Origin of the sequence: Pseudoalteromonas sp. CR1, from assembly GCF_019392235.1 — a bacterium.
Classification (GTDB): domain Bacteria; phylum Pseudomonadota; class Gammaproteobacteria; order Enterobacterales; family Alteromonadaceae; genus Pseudoalteromonas.
On record NZ_JAHXRM010000006.1, the window covers coordinates 22,709 to 39,298 of the forward strand.

At 40.2% G+C, this 16,590-nt stretch carries 19 protein-coding genes; 7 read left to right on the top strand and 12 right to left on the bottom strand.

Going from position 1 to position 16,590, the window contains the following annotated elements:
* Positions 1 to 8 precede the first annotated feature (8 nt).
* Positions 9 to 254 carry an OadG family protein gene (locus tag KZZ04_RS07150; protein WP_058404828.1) on the bottom strand — a complete coding sequence of 82 codons (246 nt, stop codon included), beginning with the start codon at positions 252 to 254 and terminating at the stop codon, positions 9 to 11.
* A 523-nt stretch (positions 255 to 777) separates the two neighbouring features.
* Between KZZ04_RS07150 and KZZ04_RS07155 the strand changes: the two genes are divergently transcribed.
* The 3 genes from KZZ04_RS07155 to KZZ04_RS07165 all read left to right on the top strand — a co-directional run bounded on the left by KZZ04_RS07155 (position 778) and on the right by KZZ04_RS07165 (position 1,795).
* Positions 778 to 951 (top strand): DUF1328 family protein, encoded by a 174-nt coding sequence (locus KZZ04_RS07155; RefSeq protein WP_006794345.1) that lies wholly within the window; start codon positions 778 to 780, stop codon positions 949 to 951.
* Positions 952 to 1,002: 51 nt separating this feature from the next.
* Complete coding sequence (locus KZZ04_RS07160) at positions 1,003 to 1,194, top strand: hypothetical protein (protein ID WP_006794346.1); 192 nt, start codon at positions 1,003 to 1,005, stop codon at positions 1,192 to 1,194.
* Positions 1,195 to 1,327: 133 nt separating this feature from the next.
* Positions 1,328 to 1,795 (top strand): YcxB family protein, encoded by a 468-nt coding sequence (locus KZZ04_RS07165; RefSeq protein WP_058404829.1) that lies wholly within the window; start codon positions 1,328 to 1,330, stop codon positions 1,793 to 1,795.
* 51 nt (positions 1,796 to 1,846) lie between these two features.
* Here the strand turns inward: KZZ04_RS07165 and csrA are convergent, their stop codons facing one another.
* The 6 genes from csrA to ribA form a co-directional block, all read right to left on the bottom strand.
* The gene (csrA, locus tag KZZ04_RS07170) at positions 1,847 to 2,038 is read right to left on the bottom strand and encodes a carbon storage regulator CsrA (RefSeq protein WP_004587515.1); all 192 of its coding nucleotides are present in this window, start codon (positions 2,036 to 2,038) and stop codon (positions 1,847 to 1,849) included.
* Positions 2,039 to 2,138: 100 nt separating this feature from the next.
* On the bottom strand, positions 2,139 to 3,347 hold the full coding sequence (locus KZZ04_RS07175) for an aspartate kinase (RefSeq protein WP_219422272.1): 1,209 nt from the start codon (positions 3,345 to 3,347) through the stop codon (positions 2,139 to 2,141).
* A gap of 6 nt (positions 3,348 to 3,353) precedes the next feature.
* A complete protein-coding gene (gene alaS, locus KZZ04_RS07180) occupies positions 3,354 to 5,954 on the bottom strand; it encodes an alanine--tRNA ligase (protein WP_219422273.1) in 2,601 nt (866 codons plus the stop codon).
* A gap of 19 nt (positions 5,955 to 5,973) precedes the next feature.
* Entirely contained in the window at positions 5,974 to 6,426 is a 453-nt protein-coding gene (locus KZZ04_RS07185; RefSeq protein ID WP_219422274.1) for a regulatory protein RecX, read from the bottom strand.
* On the bottom strand, positions 6,426 to 7,214 hold the full coding sequence (locus KZZ04_RS07190; RefSeq protein ID WP_219422275.1) for a BPSS1780 family membrane protein: 789 nt from the start codon (positions 7,212 to 7,214) through the stop codon (positions 6,426 to 6,428). The genes KZZ04_RS07185 and KZZ04_RS07190 overlap by 1 nt, the downstream gene beginning before the upstream one ends.
* A gap of 77 nt (positions 7,215 to 7,291) precedes the next feature.
* Positions 7,292 to 7,915 (bottom strand): GTP cyclohydrolase II, encoded by a 624-nt coding sequence (gene ribA, locus KZZ04_RS07195; protein WP_219422276.1) that lies wholly within the window; start codon positions 7,913 to 7,915, stop codon positions 7,292 to 7,294.
* A gap of 544 nt (positions 7,916 to 8,459) precedes the next feature.
* On the opposite strand from ribA, the gene KZZ04_RS07200 reads away from it, so the two are divergent.
* The gene (locus KZZ04_RS07200; protein ID WP_219422277.1) at positions 8,460 to 9,572 is read left to right on the top strand and encodes an energy transducer TonB; all 1,113 of its coding nucleotides are present in this window, start codon (positions 8,460 to 8,462) and stop codon (positions 9,570 to 9,572) included.
* Between the two features lie 79 nt (positions 9,573 to 9,651).
* On the opposite strand, the gene KZZ04_RS07205 is transcribed toward KZZ04_RS07200, so the two are convergent.
* The 3 genes from KZZ04_RS07205 to KZZ04_RS07215 form a co-directional block, all read right to left on the bottom strand.
* The gene (locus tag KZZ04_RS07205) at positions 9,652 to 10,164 is read right to left on the bottom strand and encodes a hypothetical protein (protein WP_138530646.1); all 513 of its coding nucleotides are present in this window, start codon (positions 10,162 to 10,164) and stop codon (positions 9,652 to 9,654) included.
* 96 nt (positions 10,165 to 10,260) lie between these two features.
* On the bottom strand, positions 10,261 to 10,710 hold the full coding sequence (locus KZZ04_RS07210) for a low molecular weight protein-tyrosine-phosphatase (protein WP_219422278.1): 450 nt from the start codon (positions 10,708 to 10,710) through the stop codon (positions 10,261 to 10,263).
* A gap of 21 nt (positions 10,711 to 10,731) precedes the next feature.
* Positions 10,732 to 11,238 carry a DUF3087 domain-containing protein gene (locus KZZ04_RS07215; protein ID WP_058552403.1) on the bottom strand — a complete coding sequence of 169 codons (507 nt, stop codon included), beginning with the start codon at positions 11,236 to 11,238 and terminating at the stop codon, positions 10,732 to 10,734.
* 146 nt (positions 11,239 to 11,384) lie between these two features.
* Here KZZ04_RS07215 and KZZ04_RS07220 point away from each other — a divergent pair, with 146 nt between their 5' ends.
* From KZZ04_RS07220 to KZZ04_RS07230, 3 genes are read left to right on the top strand one after another with little or no spacing between them, the layout of a single operon-like run.
* Positions 11,385 to 12,020, top strand: coding sequence for an energy transducer TonB (locus KZZ04_RS07220; protein ID WP_219422279.1), 636 nt, complete (start codon positions 11,385 to 11,387; stop codon positions 12,018 to 12,020).
* 14 nt (positions 12,021 to 12,034) lie between these two features.
* Positions 12,035 to 12,625: an RNA polymerase sigma factor gene (locus KZZ04_RS07225; RefSeq protein ID WP_219422280.1), complete on the top strand. Its 591-nt coding sequence runs from the start codon at positions 12,035 to 12,037 to the stop codon at positions 12,623 to 12,625.
* Positions 12,612 to 13,223 (top strand): hypothetical protein, encoded by a 612-nt coding sequence (locus KZZ04_RS07230; RefSeq protein ID WP_219422281.1) that lies wholly within the window; start codon positions 12,612 to 12,614, stop codon positions 13,221 to 13,223. Before KZZ04_RS07225 ends, KZZ04_RS07230 begins: the two co-directional genes overlap by 14 nt.
* 77 nt (positions 13,224 to 13,300) lie before the next feature.
* Here the strand turns inward: KZZ04_RS07230 and KZZ04_RS07235 are convergent, their stop codons facing one another.
* Entirely contained in the window at positions 13,301 to 14,974 is a 1,674-nt protein-coding gene (locus tag KZZ04_RS07235) for a P-loop NTPase fold protein (RefSeq protein WP_219422282.1), read from the bottom strand.
* A 201-nt stretch (positions 14,975 to 15,175) separates the two neighbouring features.
* On the bottom strand, positions 15,176 to 16,552 hold the full coding sequence (locus tag KZZ04_RS07240; protein ID WP_058404842.1) for a Na+/H+ antiporter NhaC family protein: 1,377 nt from the start codon (positions 16,550 to 16,552) through the stop codon (positions 15,176 to 15,178).
* Positions 16,553 to 16,590: the final 38 nt, after the last annotated feature.

The following is a 16,590-nucleotide window of genomic DNA, read 5'->3' on the forward strand; positions in this document are numbered from 1 at the left end:
TGTGCCCCTTATTTGTTATTTGATTTGTACTGAGCAATGGCAGCACTAATAGCAGCGATGTGCTCATTTGGCACACCTTGAGATTTAAACGATGGTGACTTAACTGGAGTCGCAACTTCAGCAGGGCTAAAACGCGCCACTAAGTTAGACATTATTGTAACTGCGCCAATTAATATCGAAAGAAAGACAAACACTCCAACCATACCTGTCAGCATTAAGCTACCAGCGGTTGTAAGTACAGCACCTATATCCATTTTTCTCCCCTTGAAACCCATATCGAAAATAAAAAGTCGATTTAGTTAAATATTTATTCACTAGATAATAACAAAACAAATATCTTTGTCTAGCCATTGTAAATTGGTAAAACCAATTAAAATAAAAATAACATATAACCAAATTTATTAACCAGAGTAAAAACCCTTACCCATCAACACCCCATAATACACACAAAAAATACTCACTATATTTATAAGCTATAGCTGAATTTTTAACAAAGCCGAATTCCCCGTACTTTACTGAACCTAAAATCACTCATAATGTGTAGAAAAAAACAAACTTGTTAATTGGTCTTACCAAGAGAGGCTTTTTTAAGCATCTTTAAATTGCAACCTATACTTGTGTGTGAATAAGTTACACAACCCAACGTAAAAGTTACCAATTTAACAAAGTCAAAAAACAAACAAAAACACGCAAGATACTGATATAAAACAAAAATACATTATGGCACAGTACTGGCATTAACTATTGTGTACAAATTTGATAACCAAGGAGAAAACAATGTTACGCTGGACAATCACATTTTTAGTTATTGCTTTAATCGCTGCAGTGTTGGGTTTTGGTGGCATAGCAGGTGCCGCAGCTGGTATAGCAAAAATTATATTCTTTATTTTTATAGTACTTTTAGTTATTTCGTTAGTTTCGGGTGCGCTACGTGGTAAATCGCCCAGGTAGGCATATACTCAACTAACACTACAATTTTATTTATTTACAAGGAATTACATTATGAACTCTACAACTTTAAAAGCAGCACTAATTGGTCTTTTCGCAAGTTTTTTCATCATGGGTTGTCAAGATAACAACGCAGAAGAAGCCGGTGAACGTATCGATGAAGTAGTAACAGATGTACAAAATTCTGTTGAAGATACGTGCGAAGAAGTGAAAGAAGGCGTAAACGCTGAAGAAACTAACTGTTAATCGTTAGTATATTATTAAAAAAACGGCTCTTAAGCCGTTTTTTTGTGCCTAAAATAAATGCACGCATTATAAAGCTGCTCATTCATAAGCGAACTTGCTAAAATATATAAAACGATTTTTAAAGCAAGGCACTATGTCATTTTCAACCACCTACACACTTGATAAACCCTACTTTTACGAATGCTTTGACGAGTCACTTCCTTACAGCAAACGCGCACAACCTAAGTACTTTTTACTGGTACTGTTAGTCTCGCTTGGTTTATTTAGCATTTACGGTTTAGCTGATCATTATTTAGGAACATTTTTGATCATGGTTGCTGTGCTTGAATGCGTTGCTTTTTATTACCGCAGGCCATGGTGGGTGACCAGACAAATGTTTAGCCGAGCATCAGGTTCTGAGGTTACACTCACTTTTGATGATGAAGGCATTAAATCGGCAAACCATTACAAAAGCTACCAACTAGCTTGGCAAGACATCGCTGAGGTAATTGAAACGCCACGGGGCGTGTTAATTAAAAATAAAAACAGCCTGCAATATATTTCAAAGCAAATACTCACAGATGAAATGCTCGATTTTATAAACAAAAAAGCCACTCAATGAGTGGCTTTTTGACTTAACTAAATAATTTATTTAGCTAGGTATACGTGTTGATTAAGCATTGCCCGGATTAGGGTTAGACTTTTCAGCTTGTATACGCATGTAAATTTCTTCACGATGCACTGATACGTCTTTTGGTGCGTTTACACCAATTCGAACTTGATTTCCTTTAACACCTAAAACGGTCACTGTTACTTCGTCACCGATCATAAGGGTTTCACCTACTCTACGAGTTAGTATTAGCATTCTCTTGCTCCCATGTTCCAATTAAAATTATAAGATTCCGCTTATCCATATTAATGAAAAATAGACTAAAAAGTAAGTAAAAACTCACTATCTATCTACTTTACGTTAAAAATGCTTTGTGTAATGCACGAACTGCCAACTCAAGGTACTTTTCATCTATTAAAACAGAGATTTTAATCTCTGAAGTAGACACTAAAACCACGTTAATATTTTCCTGCGCCAATGCATCAAAAAATAAACTAGCAACACCCCAGTGCGATTTCATGCCCATACCAACAGCAGATACTTTTGCTATGGTTGTTATCCCGCTTATATTTTCAGCACCTAAGGACACCTTTTTCTCGGTTAGTAATTCAAGTGCTTGCAGGTAGTCATTCGAGTGCACAGTAAAAGCATAGTCTATTTTTTCAAAGATATGATTAACTTGATTAATCATATCTATTTCGATGCCGTTATCAGCAAAAAGTTTCAATATTTTTACAAGATTTTGAGTGCCACTATGTACACCCTGTACCTTAATTAAGCACTCATCTGAGTTAAATGCAATACCCGAAACAACTTTACTTGGCATGTCGTTTTCCTCAAACGTAATCAATGTCCCTTCATCGGGATTAAAGCTCGAAAGCACCCTTAGTGGAACATTGTGTTTACCCGCCGCCTCAACAGAACGAATATGCAATACTTTAGCACCTAAGCTTGCCAACTCTAGCATTTCAGCAAAGGTCACTTTACTCATTCTTCGTGCGTTAGGTTCAATCCGAGGATCTGTAGTATATACGCCGTCAACATCGGTATAGATCTGACATTCGTCGGCTTTTATAGCCGCAGCTATTTCTACCGCCGACGTATCAGTACCGCCTCTGCCAAGGGTTGTTATATTGCCTTCAACATCACGCCCCTGAAACCCGGCAATAATAGCAATACGGTTATGCTCAAGCTCATGCTTTAAACGTGTAGCTGCAATGTCTGTAATGCGGGCTCTACCAAACATATTATCGGTTTGAATATTAACTTGATCGGCCAATAGGCTTACGGCTGAGTGGCCGCGTTTGATTATAGCCATAGCCAATAACGAAACCGATACTTGCTCGCCGGTACTAATTAGCACGTCGAGTTCTCGGTTGCTTGGACGGGAATCTATTTGTTTGGCAAGATTAATTAAGCGGTTGGTTTCTCCCGACATAGCCGAGAGAACCACAACCACTTGATGACCTTGTTGCCTAGTTTTAACAACAAGGTCGGCGACCGCTTCTATTCGCTCTATTGAACCAACCGACGTGCCGCCATACTTTTGTACAATTAACGCCACTTAGGCTTAAGTACGCTCAGTTAACCAAGCAGTAACGCTATCAAGTGCAGCAGCAAGGTTTTGTGGCTCAGAACCACCGGCTTGTGCCATATCAGGACGGCCGCCACCTTTACCGCCTACTTGGCCGGCCATGTGGTTAACTAACTCACCGGCTTTTACTTTACCAGTTAAGTCTTTAGTCACACCGGCAATTAGGCTTACCTTGTCGCCGCTGGCAACACCGAGGGCAATAACACCTGAGCCAATCTTGTTTTTAAGGTCATCAACCATACCACGAAGCGCTTTAGACTCAGTTCCTTCAACGTTTGCAACCAATAGCTTAACGCCATTAATTTCTACAATCGAATCAAGTAAAGACGCACCTGCAGCGCTCGCTAACTTGTCGTTAAGCTGAGCAATTTGCTTTTCAAGGCCTTTAGACTTCTCAAGCAATGCTGTTACTTTTTCAAGTACTGATGCGCTATCGCCTTTCACAAGCGCTGCTACATCGCTAAGCTGTTGCTCTTGTTCACTTACATAAGCAACTGCATCTGCGCCAGTTACTGCTTCTATACGGCGAACACCGGCAGCAATACCGCTTTCAGATACAATTTTGAATAAGCCAATATCACCCGCACGCTCAACGTGTGTACCACCACAAAGCTCAATTGAGTAATCACCAATGGTTACTACGCGTACTTCGTCATCGTATTTTTCGCCAAACAGCGCCATAGCACCTTTCGCTTTAGCATCATCAATAGCCATAAGCTCAGTGTTAAGTGCAAAGTTACGGCGAATTTCGTCGTTAACTACACGCTCAATATCACGTAGCTCGTCTTTAGTAACGGCTTCAAAGTGCGAGAAATCAAATCGTAAACGATCCGCTTGAACTAACGAGCCTTTTTGGCTTACATGTTCACCTAATAACTGGCGTAATGCTTCATGTAAAATATGCGTAGCTGTATGGTTTTTCTTAATACGATCACGGCGTGCGTCATCAATAGTGGCATCCACTTTATCGTTAATACCAATACGGCCTTGTACTTTACCGTGGTGCGCAAATGCATTACCCAATTTAGTGGTGTTAGTCACATTAAACTCGCCACCAGCAACTATAATTGTACCAGTATCGCCCGTTTGGCCGCCAGATTCTGCGTAAAACGGTGTGCGGTCTAGTACAACAATACCTTCTTGGCCATCTTCTAATAACTGTACGGCCTCACCACCAGCAAACACTTCAACCACTGTCGCACTATAATGCGTGCTGTCGTAGCCTTTAAAGTCAGTGTGTTTATCTGATTTTAATTGCTCGTTGTAATCAGCACCAAATTTACCCGCTTGCTGTGCAGTTTTACGCTGTACAGCCATGCATTCTTCAAAGCCTTTATGATCAATCGTCATTTGGCGTTCACGCGCAACATCGGCTGTTAAATCGGCAGGGAAACCATAGGTATCGTAAAGTTTAAATACTAAATCGCCTGGGATCACATCGCCTTTAAGGTCACTTAAGCTTTCTTCTAAAATAGCTAAGCCACGCTCAAGTGTTTTACCAAATTGCTCTTCTTCAATCCGTAATACTTTTTCGATAATTTCTTGTTGCTTAGCAAGCTCAGGGTACGCTTGACCCATTTGCTCAATAAGTGCAGCAACTAATTTAAAGAAAAACGCGCCTTGTGCGCCAAGCTTATTACCATGGCGAACTGCACGGCGAATAATACGACGAAGCACGTAACCACGGCCTTCGTTAGATGGCATAACACCATCTGAAATTAAAAATGCACACGAACGAATATGATCGGCTACTACGCGAAGTGACTTATCGTCCATATCTTGCGCGTTAGTGACACTTGCAGCTGCTGCAATTAAGCCTTGGAATAAATCGATTTCGTAGTTTGAATGAACGCCCTGCAAAATAGCAGAAATACGCTCAAGCCCCATACCTGTATCAACAGATTGCTTAGGTAGTGGCAGCATTGTCCCGTCGCTTTGACGGTTGTACTGCATAAATACTAGGTTCCAAATTTCGATAAAACGGTCGCCGTCTTCCTCTGGCGTGCCTGGAGGTCCGCCCCAAATATGCTCACCGTGATCGTAAAATATCTCAGAACACGGACCGCACGGACCTGTATCGCCCATTGACCAAAAGTTGTCTGAGGTAGCAATACGAATAATGCGGTCTTCGCTTAAGCCAATATCTTTTGACCAGTACTCAAACGCTTCTTCATCATCATGATAAATAGTAACAAGCAGTTTTTCTTGAGGTAATTTAACAACCTCAGTTAAGAACTCCCACGCAAACTTAATAGCTTCTTGCTTAAAGTAGTCACCAAAACTGAAGTTACCTAACATTTCAAAAAATGTGTGGTGGCGCGCCGTGTAACCTACGTTTTCTAAATCGTTATGTTTACCACCAGCACGTACACAACGCTGTGAGCTTGTTGCACGTGTATATGGGCGAGATTCAGCGCCTAAAAATACATCTTTAAATTGCACCATACCGGCATTGTTAAACAATAACGTGGCATCGTTGCCCGGAATAAGCGAGCTTGAAGGAACAACTTGGTGTTGCTTACTGGCAAAAAAGTCTAAAAACTGTTGCCTAATTTGTGCGGTAGTCATGTGCTGCATGTGAAAATCTCACCTGTATTTACTGTGATTGCATTGCAAAATCGATTTGTTCATAGCTAAAACCTCGATACATTAAGTAGCGCACGCGCTTGGCCTTGTCTTTGTAGTCGAGGTTTGCCGGTGTATTTGAATATTTTTTGTTGTACGCATCCTGCGCAAGTTCAAACCAGTCTATTTCAAGCTCTTCAACTACCCTTTCGAGTAGCGAACGCTCAATCCCTTTGCCCATAGCCTCGCTTTGAATTCGCTTAAGCCCATGGCATTTAAAAATGTGTTTTCTTACAAAGCCTTCACAGTAACGTTGCTCGTTTATAAAATTGTGCTTTTCGCACCAATCAAGCAAGTTTTCGATAAACTCATCTGTGGCTTCTTTTTGCTGTAATTTAAAGGTTAACTCACGGCGCGAGTATTCTTGGCGTCCGAGTAACCAAAGTACATAATTTTTTAATTTTTGTTTTAACTTATCATCCATTAAGCGTCAAAGCGTCCGCTTGTTTCACTGCTAAGTGGCTTAACATTTTTGTCGTCACTTGGCGGGACAATCGGCATAAAAATCGCCTGATAAGAAACAAAAAAACTAATGTAGCAAATCGGCATTAAAATCAACAGTGGTAAGAACGATAAGAACATAGAAACCGCCATAAATAGTACGCAAATAACACCAAAAACACTTAGCGGAAACAAATTATGATAAAAAACCATAAGCGATTGCTTAAGCGCCGTTAAAATACGTTGCTCTTTATTAAAATAAACAAGCGGTACCGCATAGGCAAAGGCCGTTAAATAAATAAGCATGGCCATAAAAAATAAAATAACACTCGCACCCGAAATACTCACAAGAGTTTGCTCAAGTGCAGCCTGAGGCTCAAGCCCTGGCTGGCTCATAATTGCTACGGCATCGGCAAATAAACCGTTTGCTAATAACGCCATTAAAATACCCGCCCCCATTTGGTATAACGCCAAACGCACCAAACCTAAACGGTTTCCTTTGGCTGAAAATGGCTTAAGAATGTCAGCCAACATAATTTTGCCGCCTTGCTGCTTGGTCAGCACCGCTTGATAAAAGCCGGCAGTTAAAAAAGGCGTAGCCAGTGCAGCAACCACTTGCAGTAAAGGTAAAAACAACGACAGTAAGCCCACAATGCCAATAAATAAATGCATAAAAATAAACGTCATTGGCTGGGTTTTAAAAATAAGCCATCCCGCTTTTAACCACTTTAGCCCGGCATCTGCTTTAAATACTCGTAATTGTGTAGACATACTTGCTCTTAATTTATAACGAAACACGCCAAGTATAACTTGGCGTTGGGTGGGATCACAGAGGCAGATCAGTAATATTAAGGTTTTTTAATTTTTTTAATATCTAGCATATGTGCGCCATACTTTATTTTGGTTTCTAAGTAGGCTTTATTACCTGCTACACCCGCTTTTATGTGTGCATGTGTACCAATAACCGTATCAACTTTAATACCCGCATCTTTTAAGGCATTGAGCTTTTTAGGGTTGTTGGTCATTAATTTAACGTGCTTTAAATTAAGCGCATTAAGCATTAATACCGCATCAGAAAAGTCGCGTAAGTCATCTGCAAAACCTAAATGATTATTGGCCTCATAGGTATTCATACCTTGCGATTGCAGTACATAAGCATCAATTTTATTGTATAAACCAATACCACGGCCTTCTTGGCGTAAATACAACAAAATACCGCCTTGCTCATGCATCATTTCAATACATTCGTTTAACTGTTCGCCGCAATCACAACGTGATGAATGAAATACATCCCCCGTTAAACACTCCGAATGCATACGAATAAGCGGTACATCTTGCTCGGTATCTGCGTTATTAAACACCATAGCAATATGCTCTTGACCATCTTTTAGGTCAGTAAATGACACTATTTCTGCAGGGATATCACTGTTTTTGCCAACATTTAGCTGGACTCTTGCTCTTACTTGCGCCACGACAAATCCAAATATTTAAATAACTACGACACGACAATAAAGTGATAATATCACAAAAGAGTAAAATTAGATCGTAGTACAACACTGTTTATCGCAATTATATGGCGACGACAGCCCCTGTTTTCAATGATTAAACCTAATTAACCTGAACTCTGAATAATAAACCTATCTTTAGCAACTATTTTTAGCGCTAACTACGTTGAATTTACTTGCAATAGGCCTACTATTGACGCGTAAATTCGCCTTGTTTCATTGAAAATCTCTGACTAGAAAAATAAAATTTAAATATCACCATTATTCAATACGTTAGTAAGTCTCTGTTCCAGCGTTCAGGCTAATTAAAAAACACAGTAAATCAGCACATAATAGTGGCTTTTGTACCTGTATAATGACAACAGTTATCATGTGTAGTAAATTACTTTTAATTAGATTATTCGTAATTTTACATGCCTATTCAATTAAATTTAATGCAGCTAACGCTAAAATAGCGATTTAAAATTGCGTAATTATTCAACGTTCAGGTTCACAATTAATAAGGATCATTATGAAGCCACAACACCTTGCTCTACTTGTTGGATTAAGCTTATCTGCCTTTACAAATAATGCACTTGCTAGCCAAGCTGATAACGCTAAAGCCGCATTTTCAACTGCTTACCAGAGCTACCTAAACGCTGTAGAAACAAAACACAATATTGAGCAAGCCGCAAAACAGGCTTACATCACAGGGCTTAATTTTTACGGTGATAAAAGCGACAACACAGCAAACCTTGCTATTAATTATGCTAAAGCCATTACACCGCCAAGCACAACAAGCAGCAAAAAAAACATCAGGCAACAGCGTTACAGCCTTTACTCGCAAGCCTATACAATTTTAGCTGATAACCATGGTAAAAATTCAATACAAACACTCGACGCACTTTTAGGTAAAGCCGAAAATGCTAAATCAGCGTCTTTGGCAGAAGATCATCTCGAGCGTATAATCGACATTGCTAAAGCACAAAATAAACCAAAATTTGTTGCCGATATGCAATTTGAAGCCGCGTCGTTGTTAGCTAGTAAGTTTGCACATAAAAAATTTCGTGCAGCCCAAAAATTGCTAACCGAAGCCGATGAATACTACCGTGACAATTTAGACGAAAACACGGTTGAGCGAATCAAAGCAGACTTTTTAGTCGCCTCGTTTGCGCAAAGTAAGAAAAAATATACAAAAGCGATTGAGCGTCTAAACCATGTTGTTTCGGTATTCGATAGCAACCTAAGCTTTGATCATAACGCCGAACTTACCGCGCACTCAAAACTTGTAAACCTTTACGAAAAAACAGGTCAAAGCGAGCAAGCAACTAAACATTGTTTAGCCATTGCTGAAATGGTGCCATGGAAAGATTCACAAGAACAAACACCGGTTTATCGCCAACCGCCTAAGTACCCAATAAATAAAGCCCGCCAAAATACAGATGGTATTGTTGTTCTTCAGTTTGATGTAGACACCGCGGGTTTTGTAAAAAACTCATCAGTAATAAGCTCAGAAGGTGGCCACGCATTTGAAAAGTCAGCACTAGAGGCACTTAAAAAATGGCGTTACGCACCCAAGTTTGAAAACGGAAGCCCTGTAGTAGCAAGCACTCAGGTGCAAATAGATTTTAAAATAAACCGCTAGCGGTTTTACAAATGCAAAAGGCGCTATTTAGCGCCTTTTATTTTTGTATTGTTTTAGTGTTGTTTTAGTTTACGGCGTCCTAAAACTCGTAACTGATACGAATAGCCCCATCGGCTCTTTTTTCGTTGCTGTCGCTTGTTTTACCGTAGCCCGCATCAAGTATGAGTCTAAAACCACGACTATTTAAGCCGTTAAAGTTATAACTGTATGTAAGCCCAACACCATGTGTGGTTTCATCATCAAATATTTGCCCGAGCGCACAACCAAAAATATTACCCAGCTCGCTAGCAATGTCGTCAGTGTTTGTACTTTCACATGGTTGATCGGTATCACGTGCGCCAATAGCCCCAACTAATACACCAAATGCATGTTTATTGTTATTACTTACAGCTTGTTCAAAGCCCACTGAAAAGCCATCATCTAGGCCAATTTTATAGTTTGCATACCAGCGCTGGGTATTGTTGTCTGCCGATAAAGACGCTTCAGGAACAACCAAATAAGGGTAGCCACCACCAATCGAAAAGCTCACATCATTGGCAAAAGCAGAACCCGAACTAAGTGATAAAGCCAGTAGTAATATTTTTGTATTCATAACATTCCTTTTAAGTAAGCATAAATCGTACTTAATTAAGGAACATAGGGCAATAAAACAAATGTTCGTTAATGTAACAAAGCTGATAAAAGGCGCTTACATTTTAGAAAGTATGTTATCGCTGGCCGCTTCTATTAAATCGAGCACGTTTTCAAAGCCGTCGTCACCACCGTAATATGGGTCGGGTATAGCGCTAATACTTTGATCGCCATACTCTAAAAACAACGCTAATTTATAATGTAAATACGCTGGGCACTGCTCTTGTAAATCAGCTAAATTTTGTTTGTCGGCCGCTAAAATTAAATCAAACTCGGTAAAGTCGCTGGTGCGAACTTTACGTGAGTGTATTCCTTTAAAGCTATAGCCGCGTTTTTCACCCGCCGCCATTGAGCGGCTATCGGGCGGATTACCTTCGTGATAGCCAATTGTACCTGCAGAATCGACCACCACCTTTACACCCAAGGCTTTTGCACGCGCTTTTAGTACCGCCTCGGCAGTAGGTGAACGGCAAATATTACCTAAACATACAATCAATACCTTTTTCATTGCGGCTCCTTAAATTGGGCTTTAAAACTGTTTTAGTATGCTCTCTTCGTAATCATCAGCATTAAGCGTTAAATTAAACTGTGCAGCAACCGAATCTAACTCAGCTTGCTTAATGGCTAGGTCTTCCATTGTTATAAGGTTGTCGTCTAGCTGCCACAATAAACGCGAGCCCGCATAACTGTAATGAATGGCTAATAACGCAGCAGGGTTACCCTCGCGCCCAGCCGCTTTTAACTTTGGCATTTTACGGGTTATTTTATTAAGTGCCTGTTTTAGCTCCCATACATACACTACTTCAGTCATGTAAGGATGAGTACGGTATTTATTTAACAACCACCCTATGGCTAAACTTGTAATAACCACACCGGTTAAGTTCCAATGAAAATGGCTTCCGCTTTCATCCGGAAACAACGCAATTAGCGTTTGCGATATAGCTAAGCTCCCCGCCGCAAGCGAAGCCGCACAGCCTGCAATTACCCGGTTTAAATGCTTACGGTAACGCGCTTTATTTATTTCAATGAGTTGCATAACAGCCTAAAAAGTTAATAAGTAAAAGAATGCGAAACGCTATTGTAACTAAACCCCGCATTTTTTATAAAAATATTTCACCCCTTTTTGATTTGCCACCCGTTATAGCTCTGAAAACCACATAATGAGTTAACTAGGAGCGGCTTATGCACACACTTGAAACCCCAAATAACCCAACATTTATAAAAACATCAACCGCCGTTATTGGTGGTGCAGCAATGACCTTTGCCGCCTTTGCATTTATGCAATACCTAATCAGTGGCGACCAACGCGCACCACTCGACCCAGGCAAAGAAATAACGGTTGAAATATTTAAAGTGCCCGAAGATTCAAAAGTAAGGCACATAGATAAAATGCCAGAACCACCTACACCAAAAATGCCGCCTAAAGCGCCACCGCGGGTAACACCGAGTGCCGACCCAGTTATGGCAATCAACACGGCGCCGCCATTAATAATGGATAACTTTGGTGATGGCATTAACAATACCCTTAACCGCCCAACGGGAGATGCCTCACCCATAGTGCGCATAAACCCAAAGTACCCAACCACTGCTGCGCGTGATGGCATAGAAGGCTGGGTACAACTTAGCTTTAATATTTCGCCCACTGGCGAAGTAATAGACGCGGTAGTTTTAAACGCCGAACCAAAACGTATTTTTAACCGCGAAGCACTGCGCGCTATTAAACGTTGGAAATACCGCCCAAAAGTAATTGAAGGTGTGGCACAATTACAAACAGATCAAACAGTTCAACTTGATTTTAAATTAGATAACTCTATTTAACGGACTAAACGCCTATGCTAATGAGTATTAAAACCTGGTTATTTGAAACGCCCAGCAAAGACTGCATGGCGCGTTATGCAAAAAGTGGAGAAAACCGTCACTTAGAGCAGCTTATTGCCCTTTACAGTAACGATTTATACCACTACCTAGTTACGCAGTCTAATACTCACTTAGCATACGACGTAAGCCAGCAAACGTGGCTAAAAGTAATTGAAAAGCGCCACCTTTACCAAGCGAAAACCACGCCTAAAGCGTGGTTATTTAAACTCGCACGTAACACGTTAATAGACGAATACCGCAAACAGCAACATTTTGTGGAGCTAGACGAAAACAACCTACAACCTTTGCAAAGTGGCAATCAAAGCGAATTAACACATAGTGACTCGCACATAGGTGACACACACATAAGTTACGAAGCGTTTAACACAGCGCTCAATCAACTAAGCTTTGTGCAGCGCGAAGCCATCACCTTACAACAAGAAGGTTTTAGCCTTGCCGACATAGAGCTTATAACGCAAAGCAACGCCCAAACCATAAAAACAAGGCTACGCTACGCCAAACAAAACCTAAAAAAATTATTAGGAGATTATAATGAACAAGCCTGATGAGCAGTTTGATGAAAAGCTGTCAAACCACTTTAAAGCGCGTAAAGCACGTACCACCCTTTCGCATGCTCAACAACAGGCGTTAAAACACAGCGTAGCTCAAAAACAACCTAAAAAGTTAGGTTTTGCCCTGCAACTCACAAGCCTTACCTGCGCTCTGGGCTTACTGGCCTTTATAGTACTCAACAGCAACAACGTAATAAATACTGCCCCTAAAACCGTATTAAACACTATAGATATACACGACTACTCGTTTATAACAACGCATGAAATAGATCAAACAGGCAGCTACGCAAGCGCCATAACGCAACAAAAACGCGCGCTCGACACCCAATTAGCAAGCGATTTACGCCGCCACCAGCAACGCCACATAGAATACGGCACGCTCGTAAAGGTCGACAACGACTGGTACATAGCCAGCTGTCATGACGAGGTGCTAGTGCAAATTAAGCAATCATTGCTCAGTGATTTAAAAGGAAAGCATGCAATTGAAAGTAATATAAACACCGGTGATATGCTGGCCATGGCACATAACGGCAAAGGGCAGATTGTAGGGCTTAAACATGCGGGGGTTGGAGCGAAGCAGTGTAAGGCTTAGGTTGTTTTTAGTAAGGTAGTAATTCAGATAAAATTACCACCGAGAACACAGAGACGCTTCGCGCTACACAGAGGAAGTTAACTATCGCCCATATAATCTAATGGTGAGGAAAGCTCTATAAAATCACGATATTGATCGTTTGTAATTTTGTTATATCCATCTTTGATATAAATATAATTTAGCCATAATATAGTTACCTCTTCGCTGATAATGACGTTACTTTCAGCAAGCTCATTTTCTGCTTTTTGCTGGTCAGTCACTCCATTACCAGAAATATATTCAGAAAGCATAAATGAAACATCAGCCTTACCAGAAAAAATATTACAAAAAACATCAGCTATAAATTTAGAAAATGTCATTGGGTAACTACCATCAGAATAATTATTTTTCCTTCTACCTACATTCTCACAATACAAGTTGGAAGTGTATGATTGAGGCTCAAAAAAATAGGTCAACTCAGCTGATAAATGCTCTCTTAATATTATGCTTTGTAAAAATGTACTCAAACTTATATCTTGTATTTTACCTGTATAGTTTGTTTCTTTTCGTTGAAATCGCCCACTTATTATCTCTTCATAAAGAGAGTGATCTTTTTCATGGATACAAAACAAAACAGCGAGCACAAGTACATCTACTTTCTTACCACTTGGTAAACTTATAATAATGGCTGTAATACGTTCAGTAATTTGAATAGCTGTCCTCGGAGATACTTTGAATGCATCTAATACAACCGCAATATTAGTTAAAGCAATTTCAGGGGCTTCTGTTCGGGGCAGTATCTCAATATTTTTACTTTCTAAATAAGCAGATTCAAATTTAGTTCTATCGCTGTGAACTGATAAAAAATCCTTTAAAACAGGTCGTTTTAAGCTATAGCGACTATTAAAAAAGCGGCCTAGGTAAATCTTAGCGTCAAACCCTTCACCATAAATTGATTTGATTGTATGTTGAAGTTGCTCAGTATCCGTAGCAACAACAAATACAATACCTTTAACATCAAAAATATGTTTAATCGTCTCTAACATTTCTACTGCATAACTTGGGCGACAACGATCTAATTCATCAATAAAAATAAATATGGGTAACGACTTACCTTCCTGCTTTTCAAACTTACTGACCCAATCAGCTAGCTTAGATTTGATTACTTCAATACTTTTATTTTTAGCTTCATGATCTTTAATCAAGTTTTGTGCAAGCGCCTTTACTGCCGGTGAAAAGTCGCTGCCAGACGGTTTATTGGAGCTTTGTTTTTGCTCGGTATCAATTTCATCATCAGAAAATAATAATGTGTGTAGTTCATCTAAATCTATGCCTGATATTTTTTTAGTCAAGCCTTGTGCTATAGCAGGTGCAACAGCCTTAAACATCGAAACGGCGCTTTTAGGTATTTTTATATTAAACTTAGCCTGAAGTTGAAGCTGCTTAATGATACCTGCAATGACAGTTAAAAATGGATCGTCTGAATAATCTTGCTGCCATGCGTCAATATATACGACAGGGTAATTTACTATTAATTCTTGTGACCAACGCTTAAGAAAATAGGTTTTACCTGCCCCCCATTCTGCATTGAGATTCAATACATAGTTTTTCTTTTGCTCTTCATCAGGCCAGCTTTCGTCAAATCCCTCTTGAGCCAATAGCCTTGATAAGAATGTAGCGTAGCGAGCTCGATCTAATTTATCAGCAGGAAAAAGCTCCCCAAGTAAACTGTTGGTTGGCTTATTCCAATTGAAGTCTTTAATCTCTTTCATTTAATTCCTTTTAAATAATCCTTTTGCACACAGTGACATACAACGCCCAATAAACGTAACCCATTAATAAAAAGCTATTACTATTTATCTCTGTGTAGCGCGCAGCGCCTCGGTGCCCTCGGTGGTAAGCAATCTTAAGCCACAAAGCCTGCAATTGAGCAGGCTTTTGAATGTTTAGAACTGTAGCGTTCTGAAATGTGTTCACAACACAATAATGCTAATAACCAAATAAGCAATAAAGGTCAGTGCGCCACCAAATAACGCATACGGTAACTGCGTTTTAACGTGAGTGAGTAGGTCACACCCCGATGCAAGTGCCGATACCGCGCTGGTGTCGGATATAGGCGAGCAGTGATCGCCAAATATGCCGCCACCTAAAATAGCGCCTACAACCAATGAAGGTGGTAAACCTAATGCTTGTATAAGCGGTACTCCAATAGGGATAAGTATGGCAAACGTGCCCCACGATGTCCCCGTAGTAAACGACATAACTGCCCCTGTTAAAAACAGCACGGGTACTATTAAATAAATAGGTAAGTAGTCACCTACTAAGGAGGCAACAAACACACCCGTTCCTAGATCTTTTAAGCTTGCGCCCAGTGTGAGTGAAAGCAAAACAATACTTACCAGCGGAAGTAACTCACCCATGCCTTTAAAGCCAGTATCAACTAGTTGATGGTGAGTGAATTGGCGCGAACTAATCATTAATAAGTAAGCAACCACAATAGCAAGCACGGTTGCGTATAATACCGATTTAGAGCCGCTACCCTCTGCTAAAACACCATTACCAGTGTAAAACATAAAGCCTACCATGCTGGCAATCAGCGTGATGAGTGGCACTAGCATAAAGCGTGCTTTAGAACCTTTTACTTCTTCTTTTAGCTCGTTTGTTTGTAGTTCTAATTTTTGTTCGGCCTCTTTCATTGGGCCGTGTACTTTATCAAACGCAATGGTGTAAAAAACAATAACCAGGGTGATTATGGCGTAAAAGTTATAACCTACGCTGCCCCACAGTACCGATACGGCCGATTCGCCCAATTCGTAATTACCTAATAAACCCAGCACAAATGCGCCCCAGCCGTTAAGGAGTATTAAAATACACACAGGTGCGCTAGTACTATCAATAATGTAGGCAAGGCGTGCACGGCTCATTTTAAATTTGTCGAACAGGCCGCGTGACAAAATACCCGACGTAAGCACGCTTAGGTTTGACTCTATAAACACCGCAACGCCGGTAAACATAGTTAAAAAGCCAACTTGCCGCTTACCTTTTGCAACCCCTTTGTTCATTAATAAGTTAACCGTTGCTGCTACACCGCCAGATTCGCGTATGTAGGCAAGTAAGGCGCCTATTAAAATACTAAATATGAGTATGCGGCTATTACCCGGCGAGCTTGCCACCGAAATAATACGCTCTATGGTATTTAAAAACGTTGTAAATACGCTATTTCCTTCACCTTGTAAGGCAAGTAAAAACTCAGAAGACGCCACGGCAACTAACAGCGCCATAATGACTTCTTTGCGCCAAAACACGATAGCTATCGCAATTAGCGGCGGTAAAATAGAATACCAATGCATAAAAAGTTAACCTTAATTATTAACAACCCGCGCTTAAA